Raw genomic sequence first — 26,142 nt, forward strand, 5'->3', positions numbered from 1 at the left:
GGTCGCGTACCCTCAGCTCACTGGGCGAAGCGGTGGCCTGTCCTTTTGACACAGGCACCGGGGCTTTCGCCACACAGGAGTTCACAGCGATGTCCCCCCTTATCTCTGGCCTGGCTTCGGTCGCCTCCTTGATTTTCAACGCCACCGCCGGTGGCCCTGGCAAGTCGTCTGCGTCGCGGCGCAGCGGGGCCGATGTGGAACCCGAGCCGTCTGCCGTGCTCACCCTGAGCCCGCAGGCGGAGGCTCTGGCGGGCTTTGCAGGTAAGGGCATCCTGGTGTCGCAGGGCAAGTTGGAGAACACCCTCGGTGCGGTGGCACGCGGCAGCGCGGGTTCGGCCGCCAATGCAGCGTCGGCCGCACTGTCGGGCCGCCCGGTGTCCACTCAGGATTTTCAGGAACTGCTAACCCGTTTTGGCGCCGACGATGCGCAAAAGGCGCAACTGACGGCGGGGTTTGATGCGAACAAGGACGGCTCCATCACGCAGGATGAATTCTTGAAGGGCCTGGCCAAGACCAAGGGCGCCCAGGCGGGCAGCGACTTCTCGCAGGCCGTGATGCAGTTGATGGATCGCAGTGGCAATGCCGATGGCAGTGTGGCGGACAAGGAGTTTGCTGCGTTTTCGACCGCGTTTGCCGCGACAGGCGCCAAGCGGGCTGGGGTGGCGTAAGCGGCGGCTTCGTCTGGGCGCGATACGCGGTTCCGTTCACAAAAAAGCACAACGGCCCGAGAAGGGCCGTTGTGCTTTTTGCGGTGGCCGCTGCCCACTTTTCAGGGGCTGGCGGCATGTGCGCAGTGCGGTCAGAGGTCTATATCCGACCCATGAGCAGCAAGATCACCAGGATCAGCACCACCAGGCCAATCCCGCCGCTGGGTCCGTAGCCCCATGAGCGGCTGTGGCCCCAGGTGGGCAGCGCGCCGACCAGGATGAGGATCAGGACGATCAGGAGAATCAGCGAGAGTGACATGGCGGTTCCTTGTTGTGGGTTGCGGTGAATGCATTGTTGGGCGCATCCAGCGCGCTACCCGCAGGTGCCACGCCCGCACGTCGGTCAGGGTTTTCCGACACGCCGTGTGGGATGGAGGGCTGAGGTCGTGCTGATGGGAAACAATAAAGTGCTATTGAAAATATAGCTGCAAGCGATTTATGGATAAGCGCTAGCAGCCAATTTTTATCAAATTAGTGCGCCCCGGCTGCATCTGCAGCGCCTGCGCCCCCCGTTCTGGCGGGGCGGCGGGTCAGCCAGATCAGACCGATCAACAGCAGGAACAACCCGGCGGAGCCCAAGAAGATGTCGTTGGCCGCGCGTGTGAACGCCTGCTGGTCGATGAGCCGGTTGATCTGCGCCAGCGCCTGCATCTGCGTGAGGCCGGACGCGGTGAGGTTGTCCAGCGTCTGTGCAAACACGCCCTGGCCCTGCACCAGCCCTTCGGTCAGGTGCGCGTGGTGCATGGCGGCGCGGCTCTCCCAAAGCGTGGTGGCGATCGACGTGCCCATGGCCCCAGCGGTGATGCGCACGAAGTTGCTCAGGCCCGCAGCTGCCGGGATACGCTCTGGCGCGATACCCGCCAAGGTCAGGGTGGTCAGCGGGATAAAGAAGAACGCCATGGCCGCACCCTGCAGCAGGGTGGGGATCAGGATGTGGATGAAGTCCGTCTGCACCGTGAACTGCGAACGCATCCACAGCACCGTGCTGAACACGATAAACGCACCCGTGGCCATGCGGCGCGGGTCCCACTGGCCCACCTTTTTGCCGACCAGCGGAGTGAGCAAAATGGCAAAGATGCCCACCGGCGCCAGCGCCATGCCGGCCGAAGTGGCGGTGTAGCCCATCCACTGCTGCAGCCACAGCGGCAGCAGCACCACGTTGCCGAAGAAGAGGGCGTAGGCCACCGACAGCGCCAGCGCACCAAAGGTGAAGTTGCGGCCCTTGAAGAGCTTCAAGTCCACCACCGGGTGCTTCTCGGTCAGCTCCCACACCAGGAAGACGGCAAAGGCCACCACGGCGACCACGGCCATGGTGATGATCTCGCCCGAGGCAAACCAGTCCAGCTCCTTGCCCTTATCGAGCATGAGCTGCAGCGCGCCCACCCACAGCACCAGCAGGCTGAGGCCCACCGTGTCGATGGGCAGCTTGCGGATGGGGGTCTCGCGCTGGCGGTAGATGCCCCAGGTGAGCAGCCCGGCCAGCAGGCCCACCGGCACGTTGATGTAGAAGATCCACGGCCACGAGATGTTGTCCGTGATCCACCCGCCCAGCAGCGGCCCCACCACGGGTGCGACCAGCGTGGTCACCCCCCACAGCGCCAGGGCCGTGCCCGCCAGGGCCTTGGGGTAGCTGGCGAGCAGCAGCGTCTGGCTGAGCGGGATCATCGGCCCGGCCACAAGGCCCTGCAGCACGCGGAAGAACACCAGCATTTCCAGCGACGAGGCAAAGCCGCACAGCCAGGAGGTCAGCACAAACAGCATTACGCTCATGGTGAACAGGCGCACCGCGCCAAAGCGCTGCGTGAGCCAGCCGGTGAGCGGCACCGAGATCGCATTGGCCACGCCAAAGCTGGTGATGACCCAGGTGCCCTGGCCGGGGCTCACGCCCAGGTCACCGGCAATGGCGGGGATGGAAACGTTGGCGATGGACGAATCCAGCACGTTCATGAACGTGGCCAGCGACAGGGACAGCGTGCCCAGCAGCAGGGCCGTGCCTTGCAGCGGCGGGTAGGCGGCGGGGGCCGGTGGTTGCGCAGTTGCGGGCGCGGCCTTGGCGGGCGCCTGATCGGCTGCGTCTGCAGTGGGGTTGGCGGTGGTCATGCGCTATCCACCCCGTTTACTGCACCACAGGCGACTGCACTGCCGAGGCCACCGGGGCCGAGGCGTGTTGCTGCTGGCTTTGCGCTGGCGCCTTGCCCACCTTGGGCGATGCCACAGCCACAGCAGCCTTGCCGCTGCGGCCCAGGTTGGCCGCAATGATGTGGGCCACCTCGTCGTCGGCGGCCTTGAACTGCGCGTCGAACACAGCGGTGGCGGCCACGGGCGTGGTGCGCTGGGTGTCGGCCAGCGTCTTGCCGCTCTGGTCGGCAGTGTCCACCTTGACTTCCATCGACAGGCCCACGCGCAGTGGGTGCTCGGCCACTTCCTTGGGGTCGAGCGCAATGCGCACGGGCACACGCTGCACCACCTTGATCCAGTTACCCGTGGCATTCTGGGCGGGCAGCAGCGCAAAGGCGGCGCCGGTGCCAGCACCCAGGCCCGTCACCGTGCCGTGGTAGACGACCTTGGTGCCGTACACGTCGGCTTCCAGCTCGGCCGGCTGGCCGATGCGCAGGGTCTTGAGCTGGCTTTCCTTGAAGTTCGCGTCCACCCACAGGTCGTTCAGCGGCACCAGCGTCATCAGCGGGGCACCCGCCTGCACACGCTGGCCCACCTGCACGCCACGCTTGGCCACGTGGCCGTCCAGCGGGGCGACCAGCTGGGCGCGCTGCACAGCCAGGTAAGCCTCGCGGACGCGGGCCGAGGCACGCGCAACGTTGGGGTGCTGCTCGATGGACGTGCCCTCGGTCTGCGTCTGGCTGGCGGCCAGCTGCTCTTGCGCGGCCAGCACGGCCGACTGGGCGGCGGCCACGGTGCTCTTGGCAGCGGCCAGCTGGGCAGTGGCGTGCTGGAACTCTTCCTTGCCCACGGCGCCGCTGGCCATCAGCGGTGCGCGGCGGTTCACGTCATCCTGCATGCGGGCGGCGTCGGCCTGGGCGCGGGCCAGGTCGGCGCTGCGCAGGCTGACCTGCGCCTTCAGGGTGGCGTTGTTGGCATACAGCGTGCGCACTTCGCGCACGGTCTGGGCCAGCTGGGCCTCGGCCTGCTCCAGCGCCACGCGGGCGTCGGCCGGGTCGAGCTTGACCAGCAACTGGCCGGCCTTCACGTAGTCGGTGTCGTCTGCGCCGATGGACACCACGGTGCCGCCGATCTGCGGCGTGATCTGTACCACGTTGCCCGCCACGTAGGCGTTGTCGGTGGTCTCCACATGGCGGCCATTGGCCCAGTGCCAGCCGCCCCAGCCGATGGCCACCAGCGCGACGGCGGCGGCAATGAGGGTGAGGCCGCGGCGGCGGGCGGTGTTGGCTTCGTTGGCGGTGAAGGGGTCGCTGTTAGCGGTCATGGCGGTGGTCTTTCAGGAATGTGTTGTTATGTGTTTTTGATCGGGTCGGGCCTTGCCAGCTACTTACGCAACGGGCGCGGCCGAGGCCAGTGCACCCGTGGAACTGGCTTTGCCAGGCCACTGGGTGCGTTCCCCTCCCGCGAAGCGAGAGAGGGGGAAGACGCGAAGCGGCTCAGGGGGTGTTTCATACCGCTGTGTCATCTGTCCAGCCGCCGCCCAGGGCCTTCATCAGCACCAGGCGTGTGTCGAGCTGGCGGGCGCGCAGGTCCACAGCCAGACGGCGCTGGGCCAGCACCTGGCTTTCGGTGCTCAGCACCACCAGGTAGTTGCCCAGGCCCGCGCGGTAGCGCTCTTGTGCAAAGCGGTAGGCTTTTTCAGCACTGGCCACGGCCTCGTCCTGCAAGGCCTGCTGGCGGGTGAGCGACTGGATGGAGGCCACGGCGTCGCCCGCTTCCTTGACCGCATCCAGCACGGCGGCGTTGTACTGGGCGATGGCGGCGTCCAGCTCGGCAGCGCGGCCGCCCAGCTGGGCGCGCAAGCGGCCGCCGTCAAAGATCGGCAGGCGCAGCGCGGGAGTCACGCCCATCTGGCGCGAGCTGCCGTTGAACAAGCGGTCCAGCCCCAGCGAGTTCAGGCCAATGAAGGCGCCAATGTTGATGTTGGGATAGAACTCGCTGCGCGCGCTGTTCACGCCTTGCGTCGCTGCCTCCACGCGCCAGCGCGCGGCCACCACGTCGGGGCGGCGGCCCAGCAGGTCGGCGCCCAGCACCTCGGGCACGGCGGTGGGTTGCAGTGCGGCGAGTTGCGGCGTGACCGTGGGCAGGGCATCGGGCGCCTGGCCGGTCAGCACGGCCAGCTGGCGGCGGCCCAGGGTGATCTGCTCTTCGAGCGCTTCGATCTGGGTGCGGGCATCGGGCACGGCGGCCTGGGCCTGTGTCAGCTCGACCTGGCTGTCCAGGCCTGCAGAGGTGCGCTCCTGGGTGAGTTTGCGTTGCTCCTCGCGCTGGGCCAGGGCCCGCACTGCAACATCGCGCTGCGCCACCAGCCGGGCCAGCGCCACATAGCTGCGGCCCACCTGGGCGGCCAGGGTGTTGGCGGCGGCAGCTGCATCGGCCTGGGCGGCGCGGGCCTGGCCCAGTGCGGCCTGCAGCTCGGCAGCGTGCTGGCCAAAGAAGTCGGGCGACCAGCTCAGCGTGGCCTGCACGGTGCCGCTGTTGTAGGTGTTGCCAGCAACGGGAGCAGGCACCAGGCCGTTGGCGGTGTAGCGCTGGCGGGTGGCGTCCACGCCCAGGGTGGCTTGCGGGCCGTTGGCGGCCTCGCGCACCTGGCTCAGCGCCACGGCTTGCTCCAGCCGCGCGCGGCTGACGGCCAGGCTGGGGTTGCCTTGCAGGGCTTGGTCGATCAGGGTGTTGAGCTGCTCGTCACCCAGCGCTTTCCACCACTGGCTGGGGGCGGCGGTGTCGGTGGCTGCGGCGTTCAGGCCCGCGGCCGAAGGGGTGGTTTGCGCCAGCGGTGTGTGGGCCGGGCCGGGGCTGGCGCAGCCCACCAGCAGGAGGGCGGCGGCCAGCGCCAGGGCCGATACCGCGAAATGGGCCGCCAGGGCCGAGCGGGTGGAGGGCAGGGGGGATGGGGTGTTCACGGGGTTCTCCAGAATGGTTTTGGGGTGTTGTGTGGAGGAAAACGGTGTGGGCTGTCTGTGTGTTCAGTCGGCGTCTGCGCCGCGCTGCTGGCGCAGCGCTTCGCCATTGGCCAGCATGCGGCGCAGCAGGCGCAGCAGCAGTTGCCATTCGTCATGGGTGAAGTCGCTCAGGTGGCCGTTGAGCACGTCGGCCAGCACTGGGGGCACCTGGGCAGCCACTTTGTCGCCCTCGGGGGTGAGTGCCAGTTGCACCACGCGGCGGTCGGTGGTGGAGCGCTCGCGCGCCACCAGGCCCTTGGCCTCCAGGCGGTCGAGTGCGCGGGTCATGGAGGCCGGGTCGGTCTCCAGGTCCCGCGCCAGGCTGGCCACGGTGGTGGTGGGGCAACGCGAGATCTTGAACAGCGGCAGCCACTGGGCGTAGGTCAGGTCGTGGGTGGACAGCTGCGCATCGGCCTGGGTGCGGATGGACGTCATCACCTTGCGCATCAGGTAGCCCACGCTGTTTTCGGGCTGAAGCTGGTGGGGGCTGTAGAAGCCAGGGCCGGGCTGCGACGGCGAGGAGGTGTGGGAAGTCATGGAGGGTGAATTTAATTGACTAGACAATGATTGTCTTGGCAAGTAGATAACACCCGCGATGTACTCAGGGTTTTTACGGGGTCATGATTGCTATCAAAGGGATAGCTAAAGATGAATACAGACGTGCGCAGGGGGCCAATTTGGCATTGAGCCGACGGTACAGCAGATGAGAGTGGGCCGCCCGCGCAGGCCCGTGCAGCGCGTGGACGTATCGGCTATTGACCGGTCAGGCGCTGCGCCCAGGCGGGCAGCGGCTGGGCCAAGGGGGTGACTTGGGCGGGAGAGCACACGGCCACCAGCTGCGGCCCGGTGCCGGTGGCCTCGGCAGCGTCATACAGATAGGACACATCCGCCTGCCGCACGGCCTGGGCCAGGTTGTCCATGGTGCGGGGGTAGCGGGCCAGTATGCGTCCGGGCGGCACCGGGTGCCCACCTTCGCGCACGCGCTTCGCCACGCGGGCCAGCAGCCGGGCCGGGTCGTCCAGCGCCACGATGTACAGGGCCACGGTGTAGCCGCAGCGCTGGGCTTCTTCGATGAGTTCCAGTTTGGAAGGGTGCGAAAACACGGTTTCGCTGGCGAAGTCTGCGCCTTCGCGCAGCAGGGTGGCACGACGGTCATCGGCCCATTGGCGGGCGGCTTCGGACCGGGCTTCGGGGTCAGCAATGTGCTGCAGGTGCGCCTGTTCATACAGGTCGGCGTTCACAAACTCCAGCGGCGGACCCAGGATGCCTTCGCGCACCAGGGCGCGGTACAGCGTGGATTTGCCCGCCCCGTTCGGGCCTGCCAGCAGGTGGAACCAGCGGGGTGGCGTATTGTGGCGGGACGGCGGGGAGGGCTGCCGGGCGGGGGCCACCATGCAAGGTCAGGCAATAGGGGTGGCTGCCTTGGCCTGGTTCTCCAGCACCACTTCACGCACCCGCTGCGCGAGCGTGCCGCGCGTTTGGGCTGCCAGCAGGCGGGCGGTGAGGGCGTCCACCGACGTGGGGGCCGCCAGGGCGGCGGTGCGTGCCGCTGCGGCTTCGTACTGCTCGATGGCGCTGCGTGCTTCCTGCACGCTCAGGCCGGTGTGTTCCACGATCTGGCCCAGCGTGGCCCAGTATTCGATCTGGCTGGCCACCGAGCGGCGCATGGGCTGCGCGGCCTGGCGGGCCTGTTCCACCAGGTGGGCGGGGAGCTTGACGGAAGAAAAGGCAGTGGCGGACATGGCGATCTCCTGATTGGCGCATTTTGCGCCAATCGGGGCGTGAAAGCAAAGTGCTCTGCCGGCCTCACTCTCTCCGTGTAAGGGTATAGGGCGATACCATGCGCGCTCAAACCTTCATTCACCCACTGATTCAGCCTGCAGACTGCCCTATGACCGAATCTCCCTTGCTCGCATCCGCCCCTTCCGCCATCTCACCGCTGCGTTTTGCTGTGATGGGCGCGGGCGCCGTAGGCTGCTACTTTGGCGCCTTGTTGGCCCGGGCGGGCCATGCCGTCACGCTTATCGGGCGGCCGGCCCATGTGCTGGCGATACGGGACAACGGCTTGCGGCTGCAGACGGCGGAAATGGACGTGCAAGTGCCCCTGGCGGCCAGCACCGAGGCCAGCGCAGTGCACGGCGCGGACGTGGTGCTGTTCTGCGTGAAGTCGTCCGATTCGGAAGACGCTGCACAGCAGATTCGCCCCCATCTGGCCCCTGGCGCGCTGGTGCTGACCTTGCAGAACGGCGTGGACAACGACGAACGCGTGCGCGCCGTGCTGGACGCCAGCACCCCTGTGGCCGCCGCCGTGGTGTACGTGGCCACCGCCATGGGCGGCCCCGGGCACGTGGTGCACCATGGCCGGGGCGAGCTGGTGATTGCACCTTCGCCGCGCAGCGACGAGGTGGCCCGCCAGCTGACGGCGGCGGGCATTCCCACCCAGGTGTCAGACAACGTGCGTGGCGCGCTCTGGGCCAAGCTGGTGCTCAACAGCGCCTACAACGCGCTGTCGGCACTGTCGCAACAACCCTACGGCCCGCTGGTGCAGGTGCCGGGCGTGACGCAGGTGATTGCCGACATCGTGGCCGAATGCCTGGCGGTGGCGGCGGCCGATGGGGTGACGATTCCGGGAGATGTGCAGGCGGCGGTGCGTGGCATTGCCAGCACCATGTCCGGGCAGTATTCGTCCACCGCGCAGGACCTGGCGCGTGGCAAACCTACCGAGATCGACCACCTGAATGGCTACGTGGTCAAGCGCGGCGCCGCCTTGGGAGTGCCGACGCCGCTGAACCACGCGCTGCAGGTGCTGGTGAAGCTGGCCGAGATGAAGCGCGCTGCTGGCTGAACCGGGGATCGGTCAGGCCAGGGCCGCCTCTTCCAGCAGCCGCTCGCGCACTTCCTGCGCCGCCTGCACCATGTGGCGCAGGGCAGCCTCGGTCTCGGGCCAGCCCCGGGTCTTGAGGCCGCAGTCGGGGTTCACCCACAGGTGCTCCACGGGCACCACCTCGGCGGCTTTTTCCAGCAGTGCGGCCATCTCCTGCACGCCGGGCACGCGGGGCGAGTGGATGTCGTACACGCCGGGGCCGATCTCGTTCGGGTACTTGAAGTCGCCAAAGCCCTGCAGCAGCTCCATGTCCGAGCGGCTCGTCTCAATCGTGATCACATCGGCATCCATGGCCGCGATGGCGGGCAGGATGTCGTTGAACTCGCTGTAGCACATGTGGGTGTGGATCTGCGTGTCGTTGCGCACGCCGCTGGCGCTGATGCGGAAGGCGCGCGTGGCGCGGTCCAGGTAGCTCTTCCACCCCGCGCGGCGCAGCGGCAGCCCTTCGCGAATGGCGGGCTCGTCGATCTGGATGATGGCGATGCCGGCGGCTTCCAGGTCGCACACCTCGTCGCGGATCGCCCAGGCGATCTGGTCGGCCGTGGTGGCGCGGGGCTGGTCGTCGCGCACAAAGCTCCATTGCAGGATGGTGATGGGGCCGGTGAGCATGCCTTTCATGGGCTTGGCGGTGAGGCTCTGCGCGTACTGGGTCCAGGCCACCGTCATGGGCGTGGGGCGGGCCACATCGCCGTAGATGATGGGCGGCTTCACGCAGCGCGAGCCATAGCTCTGCACCCAGCCGTTGGCGGTGAAGGCAAAGCCGTCGAGCTGCTCGCCAAAGTATTCGACCATGTCGTTGCGCTCGGCCTCGCCATGCACCAGCACGTCCAGCCCCAAGGCTTCCTGCTTGCGCACAGCCAGGGCAATTTCAGCTTCCATCTTTTGCTGGTAGTGCGCTGCATCCAGTGCCCCGCGCTTGAAGGCGGCACGGGCTGCGCGGATCTCTGCCGTCTGCGGGAACGAGCCAATCGTGGTGGTGGGCAGTAGCGGCAGCTTCAGTCGTGCGCGCTGGGCCTTTTGCCGGGCGGGGAAGGCGCTGGCGCGCTGGTCGGCCCCCGGCGCGGCGGCAGCGATGCGGGCGGCCACGGTGGCGCGGTGCACACGTGGGCTGGCACGGCGTGCGGCCAGGGCGGTGCGGGCGGCGTGCAGTTCGTCATCTGCCGCCGCTTCGCCTTGCGACAAGGCGGTGGCAAGCACGCGCAGCTCATCGAGTTTTTCCACCGCAAACGCCAGCCAGGACTTCACCTCGGCATCCAGCTGCGTTTCTGCCTCCAAGCTGAACGGCACATGCAACAGCGAGCACGACGGCGCCAGCCACAGCTCGCCCTGGTGCTTGTCGGCCACGGGCCGCAGCTTTTGCAGCGCCGCATCCAGGTCGGTGCGCCAGATGTTGCGGCCGTCCACGATGCCCACCGACAGCACTTTGTGCGACGGCAACCAGTCGGCCACGCCCACCAGTTCGTCAGGGGCGCGCACGGCGTCCACATGCAGGCCGGCCACGGGCAGCTGGCAGGCCAGGCGCAGGTTCTCGGCCAGGGGCGAGAAGTAGGTGGCCATTAGCAGCTTGGGCGCGCTGCGGGCGAGTTGCCAGTAGCTGGGCTCAAAGGCGTGGCGCCACACGTCGGGCAGGTCCAGGCCCAGGATGGGTTCGTCGATCTGCACCCATTCCACGCCCTGGGCCTTCAGGCGTGCCAGCACGGCTTCGTACACGGGCAGCAGGGACTCCAGCAGGCTGAATCGGTCGAAGCCCGCCGTTTTGGATTTGCCCAGCCACAAGAAGCTCAGCGGCCCCAGCAGCACGGCCTTGACGCGGTGGCCCAGTGCTTGGGCCTCGGCCACTTCGGCAAACAGGCGCTCACTGGCCAGGTGGAACTGGGTGTGGGCGCTGAACTCGGGCACGAGGTAGTGGTAGTTGGTGTCGAACCACTTGGTCATCTCCAGTGCGGGCTGGCCTGCGGTGTGGTGCTTGGCGGTGCAACCGGCGCTGCAGCCTGCGTGGTCAGGTGTGGTGTGGGCCGACACGCCCCGTGCCATTGCAAAGTAGCGGGCCAGCTCGGGCGTGTGGGCATCAAAGCCAAAACGTGCGGGCTCGCAGCCCAGCAGCTGGATGTGGTTGGCCACGTGGTCGTACAGCGCAAAGTCGCCGACCGTCACACAACCCAGGCCCGCGTCGGCCTGCGCCTGCCAGTGTTGCTGGCGCAGCTGGGCGGCGGTGGCCTGCAGATCGGCTTCGGTGCTGTCACCGCGCCAGAAGGATTCGAGCGCGAATTTCAGCGCGCGCTGCGCCCCCATGCGCGGAAAGCCCAGGGTGTGCGTGAGCACGGGGCGGCGGGTGGTTGGAGCGGCGAGCGACATGGTGATTTCCTTCTTCTGAATGGAGCAATGCAATGAAAGCACCGATGGTCGCGCGGGCTCGTTTATTATTCAAACGAAAGTTTTAGTTGATCAACTTGAAAATTAATAATGAACCAGTCGATTCTGGAAGTGCGCCACCTGCGCACCCTGGTGGCCCTGCGCGACAGCGGCAGCCTGGTACGGGCCGCGCAGTTGCTCAACCTCACGCAGTCGGCGCTGTCGCACCAGATCAAGCTGCTGGAAGACCGCTACGGCCAGCCGCTGTTTGAGCGCAAATCGGTGCCACCGCAGTTCACCGCCGTGGGCGAACGCCTGCTGGCGCTGGCCGATGCCATGCTGCCGCAGGTGGAAGGGGCCGAGCGCGACATTGCCCGCCTGGTGCTGGGGCAGGGTGGGCAGATGCGCATTGCGGTGGAATGCCACACCTGCTTTGACTGGCTGATGCCCGCCATGGACGCGTTTCGCACCCGCTGGCCCGAGGTGGAGCTGGACATCGTGAGCGGCTTTCATGCCGACCCTGTGGGCCTGCTGCACCAGGGCCGGGCCGATGTGGCCATCGTGTCGGAGGTGGATGCCGACGAGGTGGGCGTGGACTACCACGCGCTGTTCGGCTTTGAGATTCGCGCGTTGCTGGCCAACACGCACCCGTTGGTCGCCAAGCCGCACCTGGTGGCGCAGGACTTTGCCGACCAGACCATCATCACCTACCCCGTGCCCGACGAAATGCTGGACCTGATCCGCCAGGTGCTGGAGCCCGCCGGCGTGCGCCCCCCGCGCCGCACCACCGAGCTGACGGTGGCCATGCTGCAGCTGGTGGCCAGCGGGCGCGGCGTGGCGGCGCTGCCGCTGTGGGCGGTGCAGAGTTATCTGGACCGGGGGTATGTGACGGCGCGGCCCATTGCGGCAGGACCTGGCGAAAAAGGCCTGCGCGGCGAGTTGCACGCCGCCTGCCTGCCCAGCCTGTCGGCCAAGCCGTATCTGCAGGACTTTGTGCAGGTGACGCGGGAGACGAGCTTTGTGACGCTCAAGGGCGTGGAGTTGTTGTGACAGGATCGGGCGCGTACTTGTCGCCCACTTCTTCGCGCAGCGGGTGGGTGTCGTAGACGATGTTCATGTCGCGGATGTGGGTGCTGCCAGCGTCGAAAGTGAACACATCCACGCAGGTGAACGTCACTTCGCGCCCATCGTTCAAAGTCCAGTCGTAGCGGAAGTAGGCAGCAAGCCGCACGGCGCCGCCGTTGTCTGGTTGGGCGGATTCGAACAGATCCAGCACGGTGATCACGCTGCCGCTGGAGGCCTGGGCGAGCTTCTTGAAAAAGTCGCTGGCGCGCATGGTGCCCAGAAAGGGCGAGTGCACCACGCCATCGTCTTCAAAACAGGCAATCAACCCGTCGGTGTGGCTGGCGTGCAGGTGGGCGAGGTAGGTGCGGACGGTGTCGAGTGGCGTGGTCATGGGCAGGAGCGTGGTGAAGAAAGAAGCCCAGAGCTTCGCCCCGCCCGGCGGCTGCGACAAGAGACAATGGCGCCTCATACATAAAAGCTGCTTATGTATCTGCGCTACCTGCATTACCTCCAAGCTGTCATCGACCAGGGCTCGTTTGCGCGCGCGGCGCAGGCCTGTGGGGTGTCGCAGCCCGCCATCAGCCAGGGCATGAAGGCGCTGCAGGCGCAGTTCGACACGCCCCTGCTGGTGCGGGACGGGCGCCGTTATGTGCCCACCGACCTGGCCCGGCGTGTGGTGGCCGAAGGCGCGCCGCTGGCCCAGCGCATCGACGCCTTGCCGCAGGCCCGCCGGGCCGCTGTGGACCGCAATCGGTTGCGAGTGGGGCTCACGGCCTCCGCCGCGCTGGTCTGTGGGCCGCTGCTGTACAAGGCCTGGTGCCTGCCGCAGCCCCAGCGTTCACTGGAGATGACCACCACCGACGAGGGGAGCCTGCTGACGGGCCTGCTGCATGGCCGTTTCGACGCCGTGATTGCGCCCCGGCCGCGCCAGTTTGCCCACCCGGATGTGGTGCAGTGGCGCTTGTACGAGCTGCAGCCGCAAATTTATGCGCGGCGTCGCCACCCGCTGGCGCAGGCCCGGTCACTGGCCGATTTGCAAGGCGCCGCCTGGGGCTGTGTGGGCCCGAGCGTGAGCGGCCCGGTGGACGTGCTGACCGAGGCGCACCGCGTGCGGCGCATGCCCGCGCCGCGCATGGCTGTGCGCTGCCCGGACTTTGCCAGCCTGCTGAACCTGGTGGTGGGCTCGGACCTGCTGGCTGTGCTGCCACACCCCGCGTTGCTGGGGGCTGCGGCAGAGCAGGTGGTGCCGCTGCAACTGGCCGAGGCACTGCCGCTGTATGGCATGTGGCTGTTCGAGCGCAAGGCGCGCAAGCCCTGCCTGGGGCCGGAGGTGTTTGCGGGGCGGGTGTGAGGCAGGGGCGCCCGGGTGTGGAGTTTGATGCTATTTATTTGATAGCTAATCAGGCATGATGGACACGCGCAAACGGCCTAAAAAGGCTTGAAAATCCAACGGTCAGCCAGCCACCGTGGCTGGCACCGGCACCCGCACGGCGCCCGAGGTATAGAACGCGTGCAGGTTCTCCAGCACCAGGTCCGCCATCGCGCGGCGGGTTTCGTGCGTGGCACTGGCGGTGTGGGGGGTGAGCACCACGTTGTCCAGCGCCATCAGGGCGGGGGGCACATGGGGTTCGTTGTCGAACACGTCCAGGCCCGCACCGGCGATGCGGCGCTCGGCCAGGGCGTCGATGAGCGCCGCCTCATCCACCACGCTGCCACGCGCCACGTTGATGAGGTAGCCCTGCGGGCCCAGAGCGTCGAGCACATCGCGGTTGACCAGGTGGCGCGTGCCCGCGCCGCCCGCCACCGTCAGCACCAGGTAGTCGGCCCACTCGGCCAGTGCGGTCAGCGACTCGAAGTAGGGTAGCGCGCAGCCCTCGGCCGGGCGGCGGTTGTGGTAGCCCACCTCCATGCGGAAGCCCGCCGCGCGCTCGGCCACGGCCTGGCCGATGCGCCCCATGCCCACGATGCCCAGGCGCTTGCCCGACACGCGCGTGCCCAGCGCAAACCGTGCCTTGGGCCATTGGCCCTGGCGCACAAACCGGTCGCTGGCGGCAATGCCGCGCGACACGTCCAGCATCAGCGCAAACGCCATGTCGGCCACACAGTCGTTGAGCACGCCGGGCGTGTAGCCCACCTGCACGCCACGCGCCTTGGCCGCGCCGATATCCAGCGCATCAAAGCCCACGCCAAAGCTGCTGATGACCTGCAGATGGGGCAGGGCGGCGATCACCTCGCCTGTGAGCCCGATGGACGCCGTGGTGACCACGCCCGAAAACTCCGCGCCGTGCGCCGCCAGAAAGCCCTGCGGGTCGGCCTGGTCGGCCAGGCAGGCCACGCTGTAGCGCGCGGCCAGTTCGGTTTCGAGGGCGGGCAAGGGCAGGCGGCCGACTTGCAGGATGCGGGGCGGGGCGTTGGTGGTCATTGGATGGAGTGCAACCTGGAATGTTGAGAAGGCGGACTTGAGTCGCAGTGTCGCGTATCGCCGGGCTACGGAGACGGGCGCGGCCCCGCCAGCGCCGCCGTGCAAGGGCCGCCCCGCCGCAGGGGCGGCGTCCCCCTGAGGGGGATGGCGCGAAGCGACTCAGGGGGCATCAAGTGTTTACACGCACGGCCTGGCGGGCCAGCAGCTTCCACTGGCCGCCTTGCTGTTGCCACACGCCCAGGATCTTGATCTGCACCTTGCCGGGCTTGCCCGAGTCGTTGGTGTCGGCCGTGAGGGTGTGGCGCACGATGGCAGAGTTGCCCACCACCTTGATGGTCTGGTCGGTGATGGTGATGGTCACGAAGTCAGACTTGCCCGCCACCAGGTCGCCGATGAAGCTGTCCTTGGTGTCCACGCGGCCGCCCGAGTGGCCATAGCTCAGGTCGTCGGCCACGAGGGCAGTCAGCGCAGCGGGCGTGGGGTCGATCATGGCCAAGCGCAGGCGTTCGGCAGCGGCGGCCACAGCCTGCTCGGAAGCGGCCGGTACAGGGGTCGCTGCGGCAGTGGTCGCGTGGCTGGCGCAGCCGCTCAGCGTGACAAGGGCCAGGGCGCTCGCTGCGGCGAGGATGAGGGTCTTGAGCATGTTGTCTGTCTCCTGATGGTGTTGTGTGTTGGCGTGCCGCGTTGGCACCACACGCCCGTGCACGGCCAGGCGCGTGGTGTGTGGAATCGCTGAAAAAAGGGCCTGGAGAACCAGGCCCTTGGAGGCATCTGTCAGGCCGTGCTTACTGCGGGCCGAGCTTGTCGATCAGCGCCTTGAGCTCTTCCATCTCGCTGGGCTTCAAGTCCGTCAGCGGCGCGCGCACTGGCCCGCCGTCGTGGCCCACGATGCGGGCACCTGCCTTGATGATGGAGACGCCATAGCCTTCCACGCGGTTGCGGATGGCCAGGTAGGGCATGAAGAAGGATTTGAGCAAGCGGTGCTGGGTGGCCGTGTCGTCACTGGCCACGGCCTTGTAGAACTCCATTGCAGTCTTGGGGATGAAGTTGAACACCGCCGACGAATACACCGGCGTGCCCAGCGCCTTGTAGGCCGCCGCATACACCTCGGCCGTGGGCAGGCCGCCCAGGTACGAAAAGCGGTCGCCCATCTTCATGTAGATGGAGGACATCACCTCGATGTTGCCCACGCCGTCCTTGAAGCCCACCAGGTTCGGGCAGCGGTCGGCCAGGATGGCCAGCGACTCGGCCGTGAGCTTGGTGCGGTCGCGGTTGTAGACGATCACGCCGAACTTCACGCTCTTGCAGACCTGCTCCACATGGGCGATCAGTCCTTCCTGTCCCGCTTCGGTCAGGTAGTGTGGCAAGAGCAGGATGCCGTGGGCGCCCAGGCGCTCGGCCTCTTGCGCATGGGCAATGGCCGTACGGGTGGGGCCACCGGCACCGGCAATGATGGGCACCTTGCCACGGCAGGTATCCACTGCGGTCTTGATGACCTGGCCGTACTCGGGGCCCGAGAGTGAGAAATACTCGCCCGTGCCACCGGCGGCAAACAGCGCGCTGGCGCCGTAGGGGGCCAGCCATTCCAGGCGCTCGATATAGGTCTTGGGGCGGAATTCGCCCTGCTCGTCAAAGTCCGTGATCGGGAACGACAGCAGGCCGGAGCCCATGATGGTTTTGAGTTCTTGGGGAGTCATGTCAGTGCGGGGCGGTAGTAGGAAATGGGAAGGCGAGGGAGGAGGCATGAGGGGTTCGCTGACACCTTCTTAGTCGAGCTTGATGTTGGCGGCCTTCACCACGGTGGCCCAGCGGGCGCGCTCCTTGGCGAAGAACTGGTCTTGTTCGGCAGGGGTCATGGTGACCACCTCGGCACCCTGGCCGGCCAGGCGCGAACGGATCTCGGGCGCGCGAATGGCGGTGATCAGCGCCTTGTTGAGCTTCTGCACGACGGCTTCCGGCGTGCCACGCGGCACCAGAATGCCTTGCCATGTGCCCGATTCGAAACCGGGCACACCCTGCTCGGCAATGGTGGGCACGTCGCCGATCAGCGGCATGCGCGTGGCCTTGGAGACGCCCAGCACCTTGAGCTTGCCGTTTTGCACGTGGGGCAGGGTGGCGAGCATGCCGTTCATCAGGATCTGCGTCTGCCCGGCCACGGTGTCCTGGATGGCAGTGACGCCGCCCTTGTAGGGGATGTATTGCCAGCGCGCACCGGCGGCGCGCTCCAGTGCCACGCCAGCGACGTGGGGGGCGCTGCCAGTGGCGGTGACGGCGAAGTTCAGGTCGTTCTTCTTCGAGTACGCCACCAGCTCCTTGAGGTTGCTGACGGGCACCGAGGGGTGCACCACCAGCAGGTGGGGCGAGTAGGCCAGCATGGTCACGCCACGCAGGTCCTTGGAGGGGTCGAACGACAGCTTGGTATAGACCGAAGGGCTGATGGCCAGCGCGCCCACGTCGCACAGCAGCATGGTGTAGCCGTCCGGCTCGGCCTTGGCCACGAAGTCGGCACCCAGGTTGCCGTTGGCGCCGGGCTTGTTCTCCACGATGACGGACTGCTTGAGCGCCTCGGACATCGCCTGGCTGATGGAGCGGGCAATGATGTCCGAGCTGCCACCGGGCGGGTAGGGCACCACGATGCGCAGGGTCTTCGCGGGCCAGTCAGCGCTTTGTGCGGTGGCGGAGGCCGCTGCCAGGGTGGCGATGCAGGCGAGAAGGGCGGCTCTACGGCGCAGGGTCATGGAATGTCTCCTGAGTGATGTTGTTAGTCATCGTACAACTAAGATTGCAAAATGGCAATACATGCCGTGAGAATTTTGGGTGGTCTTAGGACGGATTGAGGGTTTTTACTAGCTCTTTCCTGACCGCATTCCTCCTATGCCAGGCAGGTGGGGAATCCTTGCAGATTGTTCGTCGAAATTCGGGTAATCCCTGCGTGTGTAAGACAGGCTTGTGGTGACAATGCTGATCTTGTTGTACGACAACATATAACGTATGACAAAACCCAACCGCTCCGCCAACAGCTGGGTGCCTCAGCACACAGCCCGGCAGATGACCATCCACCCACACAACCCGCGGTCCAGGCCCTGCTACCGCGCAGACCCCTTCGGGAGACGGCAATGACCTCTACACCACGCACACGCACCCGGGTGGCACAACTGGCACTGGCAGCCGTTGCCGCGCTGTCCACCCCCGGCGCCTGGGCGGCAACCTGGGTGTATGTCGCCAACGCGGACAGCCAGGATGTCTCGGTGCTGGAACTGGACCGCAACACTGCCACGCTCAAGCCGGTAGACACCGTGCCGCTGGGCGGCACCGCCATGCCGATGGCCGTGAGCCCGGACAAGAAGGTGCTGTACGTGGCGTTGCGCTCGCAGCCATTCCGAGTGGTGAGCCTGGCCATCGACCCCACCAGCGGCAAGCTGCGCAAGCTGGGCGAGGCCCCTCTGGCCGACAGCATGGCCAACATCGACACCGATGCCACGGGGCGCTGGCTGTTTGCGGCCTCGTACCCCGGCCACAAGATCACGGTCAACAGCATTGGCAAGGATGGGGCGGTGGGTGCGGTGCAGCAGCTCATCCCCACGGCGCCCCACGCGCACGCCATTCACGCCGATGCGGCCAACCGCCATGTGTTTGCCACCAGCCTGGGGGGCGACAACCTTTCGGCCTGGCGTTTTGATGCCGAGAGCGGCAGGCTCACCGCCCATGAACCCGCGCTCACGCAGGTTGCTCCCGAAAAATCCGGCCCGCGCCACTTTGTGTGGGATACCGCCCAGCGCACCATGTATGTGCTGAACGAGCTGGATGCCGCCGTACATGTGATGGCTTACGACAAGGAGCGCGGCACGCTGCGCCCGGTGCAGCGCACCACAGCACTGCCCGCAGGTTTTAAAGGCAAGCCCTGGGCCGCCGACATTCACCTGTCGCCCGACGGCCGCACGCTGTATGCGTCCGAGCGCACCTCCAGCACGCTCAGCAGCTTCCGCGTGGATGCCGCCACCGGCCAGCTCCAGCCGCTGGGCCAGGTGCCCACCGAGAAATCACCGCGCGGTTTTGCGGTGGATTCTTCAGGCCGCTTTCTGATCGCGGCAGGGCAGGAGTCGCACCACCTGGCGCTACACCCCATCGACCCCGCCACCGGCATCCCCGGCACGCCCACGCGGGTGCCGGTGGGCAAGAACCCCAATTGGGTCGAGATCGTCGATCTGCCCTGAGCGTCCATTGCATTGCACGCGCCAGCCGCACCGGCTTTTTTGCGCTCCGTTTTTCTATCGCCGTTCCGTTCACCATCCACAAAACACCCAGGAGACACCACCATGCAACGCAGAACTCTCATCCACACCGCCGCCCTGGCGGCCGCAGCCTTCAGCACCCTTGTCAGCCTGCCCGCCACAGCCCAGGGCACCTGGCCCACTGGCAAACCCATCACCTACATGGTGCCGTTTGCCGCAGGCGGCACCACCGACACGCTGGCGCGGCTGATTGGCCAGCAACTGGGTACAGCCCTGGGCACCACGGTGGTGGTGGAGAACAAGGGCGGCGCGGCGGGCAGCATCGGCTCTGAAGCTGCTGCGCGCTCTGCGCCCGATGGCTACACCCTGCTGGGCGGCACCGTCAGCTCGCACGCCATCAACGTGAGCCTCTACCCCAAGCTGGGCTACGACCCCATCAAGTCCTTCAGCCCCGTCACGCTGATCGGCACCAACCCGGTCGTGTTGGTGGTGGCGGCCAACAGCCCTTTCAAAACCCTCAAGGACGTGCTGGCGGGGGCGAAGGGCAAGCAAGGCGGCCTGTCGTCGGCCTCGGCCGGCACAGGCAGCTCGCAGCATTTGGCCGTGGAGTTGCTGGCGTACAAGTCGGGCGTGAAGTTCACCCACATCCCCTACAAGGGCAGCGGCCCGGCCATCCAGGATGTGATCAGCGGCCAGGTGGACATGATGTTTGACACCACGGTGGTCGCAGCGCCGCACATCCAGAGCGGCAAACTGCGCGCCATTGCCGTCACCTCACCCCAGCGCCTGGCCTCCATGCCCGACGTGCCCACCGTGGCCGAGTCCGGCGTGGCAGAACTCAAGGACTTCCAGGTGCAGTCCTGGCAGGCCATCTTTGTGCCGGCTGGCACGCCCACGCCCGTGGTCACGCGCCTGCACGACGAGATCCGCAAGATCCTGGCCCAGCCGGACATGCAAACCCGCCTGAAGGGCTTTGGCATGGAGCCCGCCGACATGACCGTGGCCCAGATTGCTGCGTTCCAGAAGGCCGAAGTCGAGAAGTGGGCTCAGGTTATCAAGGCCGCCAATATCAAGGTAGATTGAACGCCTGCCTAACTCTGATCTCCCTGTGAAGACTTTGCGGAACCGCCTGCGGGCTGTTCCGCTTTTTTATGGTGTCAGCGCATGCGAGTTGGTCAGCCGGTGGCGCTGCGGCTGCCGTCCGCAGAGCGCGCGGTCAGCAGAAAGTCGGGGTGTTGGCCGGTCAGCAGCAGGAACATCGCAAACACCGGCCCCTGCATGTTGCGCTCGTCGCTCATGCTCTCCAGCGCCTGCCAGGTGCGCGACTGCACGCCGCCCCGGCTGCCGGTCTGCAGCGGGTAGCCCATGAGTTCGGCCGCCTGGGCCTGGCTCAGCCCGGCGGCAGTGCGGGCGGCCTTGAGCTGATCGCCGGTGGGCGCAGGCATGGCGAGAGCGAGAGCAGGGCGTGGCGGCTGGGACATAAGTTTGCTATAAAATTAGGAGCTATTTGGGCATGATGGACGCGCGAAGAGGCCCATTTTTACCCAAAACTGCGTGCCAACATCCGGGTGTGGTGCGGGTGCGTCACTGGACAAACTGGTGGGGTGCGCCTCTGGGGCATTGCGGAGGGCCGCTCCTAGAATTCGCTCGCGCTTGACGAAAGACAACACCACAACACGCCGCGCACCCAGCGGCATCCGAGGAGGGACTTGTGAGCTACACCATCCAGATCTGGGAAAAGCCCGCCGATTGGCCCTGGCCCACCACCAAGGCCGAGGCGGACACGCAGTACGAGCGTGCGGAGGCGGGCCCCCAGGTGCCGATGAACCCCAAGTTCACGGCCTGGGCCAAGGCCGTCGAGCAGCGCTCTCCCGGGTTATGGGACATCTACCTTGGTGGCCCTGAAATGACCGACCCCACTTGGGGCGTGGGCATCAACACCCGCGCTTCGGATTAGGGCGCTCCGTTTGATGATGGCTGGGAGCAGGCAGTGCGCCTGGGCCTGAACCTGTACGACCCGCAAAGCGGCGTGCACTACCTGGGAAACGGCGATGCGCCCGAAGAGCCCGATCTGCCCGTGCAGCGTGCGGCGCGAGCCCGCCAGGCGGGCGACGACGCCACCGCCTGGGCCGAATACCGCCACTGGGCTGCGCGCGGCAACCCCCACGCCCTCTACGCCCTGGGCCGTGCGCTGCGCTTTGGCACCATGGGCCAGCGCAGGCACTTCGACCTGGCGGCCGCGCTGCAGTTGATGGGCGCCCACGACGCAGAGACCCGCAAGGATGCCCAGGCCTTCTATGGGCGCTTTCCGGAACAAGCCAAGGAGCGTGTACAGGCACTGATGGTGCGACTGAAGGCTGCCCCTGGGGAGCAATTGCTGCGCATCGTAGACGAAGAGCGCAGGGCGGTGGACGACGCTGTGGCCCGCTGCGAACAGTTGGCGCTGTACTCGCGCAGGCGCATTGAAGCCACCGACGCCCTGGAGCCTGCCGCAGTACAGGGGCATGAGGTCGCGGCTTTCCTGCACGCGCTGGATGTCGTGATCGGCTGGGAGCAGCCCAACTACGAAAACGCCCGCACCTGGTGCCAGCGTGCGGCCGAATGGGATTACGAGCCCGCCAAGCGCCTTTTGGCCGTGATGCACGAGCGCGGCTGGGGTGGGCCAGTGGACACGCAGCAGGCCGCGAAGTGGAACACCGCCGCGCAAGAGCAGCGGCAGCAGGCGCTGAAAAAGAAGCAGGCCCAGGAAGCGTCAGAATCGCCGGGTGGCCTGAGCCTTGCGCCCATGACCCCGGCCGCGCCTGCGCCGGCGCCGGTGGTGTGGACCGGCAACCCCCTGCGCGACCTGCCGGGCTGGTACGCCCGCGAGGGCGATCCGCACGCCGCGTTTCACCTGGGCACCAGCGACGAACATGGCCGCTATGGCGGCCCCGTGAACCTGACCCAGGCCCGCGCCTGGTATGCCCAGGCGGCCGAGGCAGGCCACGCCGACGCCACGTACAACCTGGGCACCTTCGTCGAAAGCGGCAAGGGCGGCCCCAAAGACGCGATGGTGGCCAAGGCGTTGTTCATGCTGGCCAATACGCGTGGCACCACCATGCAGATTGCCGACCTGCGCATCAAGCCACTGGACCAGGGGCCTGTGCGGGCGCTGGTGACGGCCTTGCGCGAGCCGGGGCGGCTGCGCGCCGTGCTGCAGGAGCGCGGGCTGTCGCCCAGCATTGCAGCGCCTGGCGCCTCGTCATCTGCCGCAGTGGCTGGTGCAGTTGCTGCAGGACTGTCCGCCACGGAGTGGGGGCGGGCCGATGGCGCCCCTGCAGCCCCCGTAGCGCCTGCGCGTGCCCAGCCTTCCCAGCCGCCGTCGCCCAGCCGCTCGCGCAGCCGGGTGGACGATGAGGAGGAGGAAGACGACGGGCACAGGCACGGCGCACAGTCCTCGTTTTCCCTCCACCTGGGCCATGTTGCGCTGGCCATCGGCGTCGCCAATGCCGTGCTGCTCATCGCCTTCTTCAAGCCCGGTGCGAGCTTCCGCATGGGCATGTTTGGCCTGGGACTGGTCGCAGCCTTTGGTGCCTGGCGCACAGCGCGCGACTTTGACTGGTCGCCCCTGGCGCGCGCTGTGGTGGCCGTATTGGCCGCAGTGCCGATGGTGGGCATGGCCGTATGCCTGGGCCTGCTGTTCAAGGCGGTGCGCGAGCGCGGCTAAGCGCGTTCTTGACCGGTCGTTACCTCGTGCGCCAGCATCTGCGCAAAGTACGACTCGGGCTGGATGTTGGTGTAGTTAGGAATGTCTGCCGACAGCTCGGCCATAGTCGCCTTGGCGGCCGTTTGGGCCTGCTTCAGGTCGCTGAAGAATGCGTTGGTTAGCGCCACCGCCTGGCCCGGGCGAGGATCGCCAGGGTAGAGCACGCGGTCGCTCTCCAGCCGCAGCAGGCCCAGTGGCTGCAGTGCCGCGCGGGCAATTCGCATGTGTTCACCGTGGTAGTAGTCGTGATTGAAGGTGGCGCCTTCGCGCCAGCGGTACAGGGCGGTGACTTTGATCATTGGTGCGATTCCATCCAGTGGTTGAAACCCGCCACCGTAGGGACAACACACCCGCCGCACAGCCGCGTGCGCGACAGCGTGTCGCCCATGTGGCTCGTAACCTTGCTCGCCAACTCAGTCTTCTTCCGATTCGCCCAGGAACCCGCCGCTCTGGTGCCCCCACAGCCGCGCATACACGCCGCCCTGGCCCAGCAGCTGCGCGTGGGTGCCTTCTTCGACGATGCGGCCTGCGTCCATCACGATGAGGCGGTCCATGGCGGCAATGGTGGACAGGCGGTGCGCAATGGCAATCACCGTCTTGCCCTGCATCAGGCCGTCCAGGCTTTGCTGGATGGCGGCTTCCACCTCGGAGTCGAGCGCGCTGGTGGCTTCGTCCAGCAGCAGGATGGGCGCGTCCTTGAGCATCACGCGTGCAATGGCCACGCGCTGGCGCTGGCCGCCCGAGAGCTTGACGCCGCGCTCGCCCACATGTGCCTCGTAGCCTGTGCGCCCCTGCAGGTCGGTGAGCGTGGCGATGAAATCCGCCGCCTCGGCGCGCTCGGCCGCCTGGTGCAGGTCGGCCTCGCTGGCGTCGGGGCGGCCATACAGGATGTTGTCGCGCATGGAGCGGTGCAGCAGCGAGGTGTCTTGCGTGACCATGCCGATGTTGCGGCGCAGGCTGTCCTGCGTGACATGGGCGATGTCCTGCCCGTCGATCAGGATGCGGCCCGACTGCACGTCATGAAAGCGCAGCAGCAGGTTGACCAGCGTGGACTTGCCCGCGCCCGAGCGGCCAATCAGGCCGATTTTCTCCCCGGGGCGGATGGTCAGGTTGAGCCGGTCGATGACCGGGCGGGCCCCGGGGCCGCTACCGTAGGCAAAGGTCATGTCCTCAAAATGCACTTCGCCCTGCGTCACAACGAGTGGTTTAGCGTCGGGCGCGTCCACCACGGTGCGGGGTTTGGTCAGCGTGTTGATGCCATCCTGGATGGTGCCCACGCTCTCGAACAGGGTGGTCATCTCCCACATCACCCAGTGGGCGTGGCCGGACACGCGCAGGGTCATGGCGGTGACGGCGGCCACGGCACCGGCACCGACTTCGCCCGCCGACCACAGCCACAGCGCGGTGCCGCAGGCGCTGAGGATCATGGCCACCACCAGGATATGGTTCACGATCTCGAACCGGCTCACCAGGCGCATCTGGGCATAGCCCGTGAGCTTGAACGCGTCCATGGCGGCACGCGCAAATTCAGACTCGCGCCGCGTGTGCGAGAACAGCTTGACGGTGGCGATGTTGGTGTACGCGTCGGTGATGCGCCCGGTCATCACCGAGCGCGCATCGGCCTGCGCCTTGCCTACCTTGCCCAGGCGCGGCACAAAGTACCAGCAGGCCAGGCCATAGGCCACCATCCAAGCGGCAAAAGGCGCCAGCAGCCGCGCGTCGAACCCGGCCAGCAACACGAGGATGGTGACAAGGTAGATGCCCATGCCAATCACCACGTCGGTGGTCGTGAAGATCATGTCGCGCACGGCAAGGGCCGTCTGCATGATCTTGGTGGTGATGCGGCCCGCAAACTCGTCCGCGTAGAACGCCATGCTCTGGCCCAGCATCAGCCGGTGAAAGTTCCAGCGCAAGCGCAGTGGGAAGTTGATGGCCAGCACCTGGTGCTTGATGCTGGTCTGCACGGCCACCAGCAGCACCGAGGCCAGGAGCAGGGCGGTGATGCCCATCAACTCTCCTTTGCGCTCGGCCCACAGCGCACCCGGGGCCGTGCTGGAGATCCAGTCCACCACATGGCCGAGCACCGCAAACAGCAGCGCTTCATAGATGGCGATGGCCGCAGACAGGCCTGCCATGGCTGCTACATAGCCACGCAGGCCACGGGTGCCATCCCACACAAAGGCCATGAAGTCTTTGGGGGGCAGGTGAGGTTCGGCGGGGGGATAAGGGGGAAGGCGGCTTTCGAAAAAACGGAACAAAGTCAGAACTCCTTGTCCACCATGGTACGTGCGGTGGTACCGCTCTGTGGCGCCCGGCCGCAATGCACTCAGGACCATGAGGGTCAGTCCCATGGATGGGGAATTGGGGTAGGAGCAGGCCCCTACGCCGACGGTTTGTAGACCACGCGGATGCGTGGCACCTGCTTCACGCCGGGCTGTTTGGTCAGAAAGCCGTACAGAAACTCGGTCAGGCTTTTTTCGCACAGCGCCAGCACGGCCGGATCGGACGCCATGGCCTCGCCCTGCTGGCGAGCGCGTTTGGCGGCCTCCTGGCTCAGCTTGATGACAGCGCCTTTGTTGTCGGTCAGCAGCCCGCCAGAGAGGATGCGGTGCTGCAGGTTGGTAACGGCTGGTGCGGCCACCAGCGCGGGGCGGTGGATGTGCACCTCGATGCCGCTGTCGGTGGCGTGCAGCTCGTAGCTTTCGGGGCGCAGGTCAAAGCCGAAGGCGTATTCGGCGGTGTAGGTGATGGCCACTACACCGGTGGATGCGATGCCCAGCACCGATTTTTCGATGATCTGCGTGGCTCCTTCTTCGCGGACCACGGTGGCGGCGAGCAGCTTCATCTGCTCGGCCAGCGTCTGTTTGCCTGCGGTGAGGTAGCTGGTGTAGCGGGTATAGCCCAGCAGCGCATTGTTGAGTTCGGTCACTTGGCGCTGCAGTTGTGCCGTCTGTGCCAGGGCACTGTCAACGCGGTGCTGCGCCCACCAGCTGGCCGCGCCTGCGGTGAGCAGGCACACGGCCAGGGCCGCACAAGAGATCCAGGCAATGCGTTTCATCAATGGGGTACAGCGCAGGGCGTGTGGTGGCCAACAGGTCGCTTGCGGGCGCCCACCGTTAGACGAGCAGCGTGACCACCACGATCACCACGCCCAGGGCCAGATTCACGCCCACCCAGCTGCGGATGCTGCCCAGGGCCTTGCCGCCGGCGGGCCAGTCCGATGCAGCCACCGCCCGCTGCAGGCGTCGGAACAGCGCAAACCGTATGTGCCCGAAGATGACCATCATCGCCAGGCCCAGCGTGGCCATGATCGTCCAGTCCAGTGGCATGGCAAAGCTGCCACCGGCCTGCACCGTTTGTTTGGCCACGCGGCCGATCATCCACAGCCCGCTGCCCAGCACCACCAGCACGGCCACTCCCACGGCGGCGAAAAAGCGCTGCAGCACATCGTGCATGAGCCGCACACGCTGCGGGGGCTCCAGCGACTGCGCTGCGGGGCGCAAAAAGAAATGGGCAAACACCATGCCACCGATCCACACGATGATGGACAGGACATGGGCGAGCTGGAGCGCGTTGTAGAGCATGGCGTGGAACGTTTGGAATAAAGGGTTTGGG

26 protein-coding genes are annotated in these 26,142 nt (G+C 66.8%); 8 read left to right on the forward strand and 18 right to left on the reverse strand.

Going from position 1 to position 26,142, the window contains the following annotated elements:
• Positions 1-89: 89 nt before the first annotated feature.
• Positions 90-668 carry a hypothetical protein gene (locus ACSQ22_RS01610; protein WP_121506267.1) on the forward strand — a complete coding sequence of 193 codons (579 nt, stop codon included), beginning with the start codon at positions 90-92 and terminating at the stop codon, positions 666-668.
• Positions 669-807: 139 nt separating this feature from the next.
• Here the strand turns inward: ACSQ22_RS01610 and ACSQ22_RS01615 are convergent, their stop codons facing one another.
• From ACSQ22_RS01615 to ACSQ22_RS01645, 7 genes are all read right to left on the reverse strand, one after another.
• Positions 808-966 carry a DUF3309 family protein gene (locus ACSQ22_RS01615; RefSeq protein ID WP_007856361.1) on the reverse strand — a complete coding sequence of 53 codons (159 nt, stop codon included), beginning with the start codon at positions 964-966 and terminating at the stop codon, positions 808-810.
• Between the two features lie 212 nt (positions 967-1,178).
• Positions 1,179-2,807 carry a DHA2 family efflux MFS transporter permease subunit gene (locus tag ACSQ22_RS01620; protein ID WP_436129207.1) on the reverse strand — a complete coding sequence of 543 codons (1,629 nt, stop codon included), beginning with the start codon at positions 2,805-2,807 and terminating at the stop codon, positions 1,179-1,181.
• A 16-nt stretch (positions 2,808-2,823) separates the two neighbouring features.
• Positions 2,824-4,149 (reverse strand): HlyD family efflux transporter periplasmic adaptor subunit, encoded by a 1,326-nt coding sequence (locus tag ACSQ22_RS01625; protein ID WP_436129208.1) that lies wholly within the window; start codon positions 4,147-4,149, stop codon positions 2,824-2,826.
• Between the two features lie 184 nt (positions 4,150-4,333).
• Positions 4,334-5,788 (reverse strand): efflux transporter outer membrane subunit, encoded by a 1,455-nt coding sequence (locus tag ACSQ22_RS01630; protein ID WP_436129209.1) that lies wholly within the window; start codon positions 5,786-5,788, stop codon positions 4,334-4,336.
• Positions 5,789-5,851: 63 nt separating this feature from the next.
• Entirely contained in the window at positions 5,852-6,364 is a 513-nt protein-coding gene (locus tag ACSQ22_RS01635; RefSeq protein WP_121420256.1) for a MarR family winged helix-turn-helix transcriptional regulator, read from the reverse strand.
• Between the two features lie 215 nt (positions 6,365-6,579).
• Positions 6,580-7,221, reverse strand: a complete 642-nt coding sequence (locus ACSQ22_RS01640) for a zeta toxin family protein (protein WP_436129210.1) — start codon at positions 7,219-7,221, stop codon at positions 6,580-6,582.
• 6 nt (positions 7,222-7,227) lie between these two features.
• Positions 7,228-7,569 (reverse strand): TA system antitoxin ParD family protein, encoded by a 342-nt coding sequence (locus ACSQ22_RS01645; RefSeq protein WP_142145892.1) that lies wholly within the window; start codon positions 7,567-7,569, stop codon positions 7,228-7,230.
• Between the two features lie 149 nt (positions 7,570-7,718).
• On the opposite strand from ACSQ22_RS01645, the gene ACSQ22_RS01650 reads away from it, so the two are divergent.
• Positions 7,719-8,672: a ketopantoate reductase family protein gene (locus ACSQ22_RS01650; protein ID WP_436129211.1), complete on the forward strand. Its 954-nt coding sequence runs from the start codon at positions 7,719-7,721 to the stop codon at positions 8,670-8,672.
• 12 nt (positions 8,673-8,684) lie between these two features.
• Here the strand turns inward: ACSQ22_RS01650 and metE are convergent, their stop codons facing one another.
• The gene (gene metE / locus ACSQ22_RS01655; protein WP_436129212.1) at positions 8,685-11,066 is read right to left on the reverse strand and encodes a 5-methyltetrahydropteroyltriglutamate--homocysteine S-methyltransferase; all 2,382 of its coding nucleotides are present in this window, start codon (positions 11,064-11,066) and stop codon (positions 8,685-8,687) included.
• 108 nt (positions 11,067-11,174) lie between these two features.
• Between metE and ACSQ22_RS01660 the strand changes: the two genes are divergently transcribed.
• Positions 11,175-12,113, forward strand: coding sequence for a LysR substrate-binding domain-containing protein (locus ACSQ22_RS01660; protein ID WP_436129213.1), 939 nt, complete (start codon positions 11,175-11,177; stop codon positions 12,111-12,113).
• On the opposite strand, the gene ACSQ22_RS01665 is transcribed toward ACSQ22_RS01660, so the two are convergent.
• Positions 12,091-12,519 carry a nuclear transport factor 2 family protein gene (locus ACSQ22_RS01665; RefSeq protein WP_436129214.1) on the reverse strand — a complete coding sequence of 143 codons (429 nt, stop codon included), beginning with the start codon at positions 12,517-12,519 and terminating at the stop codon, positions 12,091-12,093. The genes ACSQ22_RS01660 and ACSQ22_RS01665 overlap by 23 nt on opposite strands.
• 93 nt (positions 12,520-12,612) lie before the next feature.
• Here ACSQ22_RS01665 and ACSQ22_RS01670 point away from each other — a divergent pair, with 93 nt between their 5' ends.
• Positions 12,613-13,479 (forward strand): LysR family transcriptional regulator, encoded by an 867-nt coding sequence (locus ACSQ22_RS01670; protein WP_436129215.1) that lies wholly within the window; start codon positions 12,613-12,615, stop codon positions 13,477-13,479.
• 102 nt (positions 13,480-13,581) lie between these two features.
• Here ACSQ22_RS01670 and ACSQ22_RS01675 read toward each other — a convergent pair whose 3' ends face one another.
• The 4 genes from ACSQ22_RS01675 to ACSQ22_RS01690 all read right to left on the reverse strand — a co-directional run bounded on the left by ACSQ22_RS01675 (position 13,582) and on the right by ACSQ22_RS01690 (position 17,288).
• Positions 13,582-14,550 carry a 2-hydroxyacid dehydrogenase gene (locus ACSQ22_RS01675; RefSeq protein WP_436129216.1) on the reverse strand — a complete coding sequence of 323 codons (969 nt, stop codon included), beginning with the start codon at positions 14,548-14,550 and terminating at the stop codon, positions 13,582-13,584.
• Between the two features lie 169 nt (positions 14,551-14,719).
• Complete coding sequence (locus tag ACSQ22_RS01680) at positions 14,720-15,193, reverse strand: nuclear transport factor 2 family protein (protein WP_436129217.1); 474 nt, start codon at positions 15,191-15,193, stop codon at positions 14,720-14,722.
• A gap of 142 nt (positions 15,194-15,335) precedes the next feature.
• Positions 15,336-16,247: a 5-dehydro-4-deoxyglucarate dehydratase gene (gene kdgD, locus ACSQ22_RS01685; protein ID WP_436129218.1), complete on the reverse strand. Its 912-nt coding sequence runs from the start codon at positions 16,245-16,247 to the stop codon at positions 15,336-15,338.
• Positions 16,248-16,316: 69 nt separating this feature from the next.
• On the reverse strand, positions 16,317-17,288 hold the full coding sequence (locus ACSQ22_RS01690) for a Bug family tripartite tricarboxylate transporter substrate binding protein (RefSeq protein WP_121506279.1): 972 nt from the start codon (positions 17,286-17,288) through the stop codon (positions 16,317-16,319).
• A 378-nt stretch (positions 17,289-17,666) separates the two neighbouring features.
• On the opposite strand from ACSQ22_RS01690, the gene ACSQ22_RS01695 reads away from it, so the two are divergent.
• Both ACSQ22_RS01695 and ACSQ22_RS01700 read left to right on the forward strand, forming a co-directional pair.
• Positions 17,667-18,764: a lactonase family protein gene (locus ACSQ22_RS01695; RefSeq protein WP_306556313.1), complete on the forward strand. Its 1,098-nt coding sequence runs from the start codon at positions 17,667-17,669 to the stop codon at positions 18,762-18,764.
• 102 nt (positions 18,765-18,866) lie between these two features.
• On the forward strand, positions 18,867-19,865 hold the full coding sequence (locus ACSQ22_RS01700) for a Bug family tripartite tricarboxylate transporter substrate binding protein (RefSeq protein WP_436129219.1): 999 nt from the start codon (positions 18,867-18,869) through the stop codon (positions 19,863-19,865).
• Between the two features lie 92 nt (positions 19,866-19,957).
• Here the strand turns inward: ACSQ22_RS01700 and ACSQ22_RS01705 are convergent, their stop codons facing one another.
• Complete coding sequence (locus ACSQ22_RS01705; RefSeq protein WP_436129220.1) at positions 19,958-20,227, reverse strand: helix-turn-helix domain-containing protein; 270 nt, start codon at positions 20,225-20,227, stop codon at positions 19,958-19,960.
• A gap of 266 nt (positions 20,228-20,493) precedes the next feature.
• Here ACSQ22_RS01705 and ACSQ22_RS01710 point away from each other — a divergent pair, with 266 nt between their 5' ends.
• Together ACSQ22_RS01710 and ACSQ22_RS01715 are read left to right on the forward strand one after the other, a co-directional pair.
• Positions 20,494-20,739 (forward strand): hypothetical protein, encoded by a 246-nt coding sequence (locus ACSQ22_RS01710; protein ID WP_436129221.1) that lies wholly within the window; start codon positions 20,494-20,496, stop codon positions 20,737-20,739.
• 33 nt (positions 20,740-20,772) lie between these two features.
• A complete protein-coding gene (locus ACSQ22_RS01715; RefSeq protein ID WP_436129222.1) occupies positions 20,773-22,488 on the forward strand; it encodes a tetratricopeptide repeat protein in 1,716 nt (571 codons plus the stop codon).
• Here ACSQ22_RS01715 and ACSQ22_RS01720 read toward each other — a convergent pair.
• The 4 genes from ACSQ22_RS01720 to ACSQ22_RS01735 form a co-directional block, all read right to left on the reverse strand.
• Entirely contained in the window at positions 22,485-22,826 is a 342-nt protein-coding gene (locus tag ACSQ22_RS01720) for an EthD family reductase (RefSeq protein ID WP_436129223.1), read from the reverse strand. The genes ACSQ22_RS01715 and ACSQ22_RS01720 overlap by 4 nt on opposite strands.
• A gap of 114 nt (positions 22,827-22,940) precedes the next feature.
• The gene (locus ACSQ22_RS01725) at positions 22,941-24,785 is read right to left on the reverse strand and encodes an ABC transporter ATP-binding protein (RefSeq protein WP_218301157.1); all 1,845 of its coding nucleotides are present in this window, start codon (positions 24,783-24,785) and stop codon (positions 22,941-22,943) included.
• Between the two features lie 122 nt (positions 24,786-24,907).
• On the reverse strand, positions 24,908-25,585 hold the full coding sequence (locus tag ACSQ22_RS01730) for a hypothetical protein (RefSeq protein WP_436129224.1): 678 nt from the start codon (positions 25,583-25,585) through the stop codon (positions 24,908-24,910).
• Between the two features lie 58 nt (positions 25,586-25,643).
• Complete coding sequence (locus ACSQ22_RS01735) at positions 25,644-26,111, reverse strand: CopD family protein (protein ID WP_055397820.1); 468 nt, start codon at positions 26,109-26,111, stop codon at positions 25,644-25,646.
• Between the last annotated feature and the right edge of the window lie 31 nt (positions 26,112-26,142).

This window comes from Acidovorax sp. LjRoot38, assembly GCF_964252975.1.
In the GTDB taxonomy this organism is placed as follows: Bacteria; Pseudomonadota; Gammaproteobacteria; order Burkholderiales; family Burkholderiaceae_C; genus Acidovorax; species Acidovorax facilis.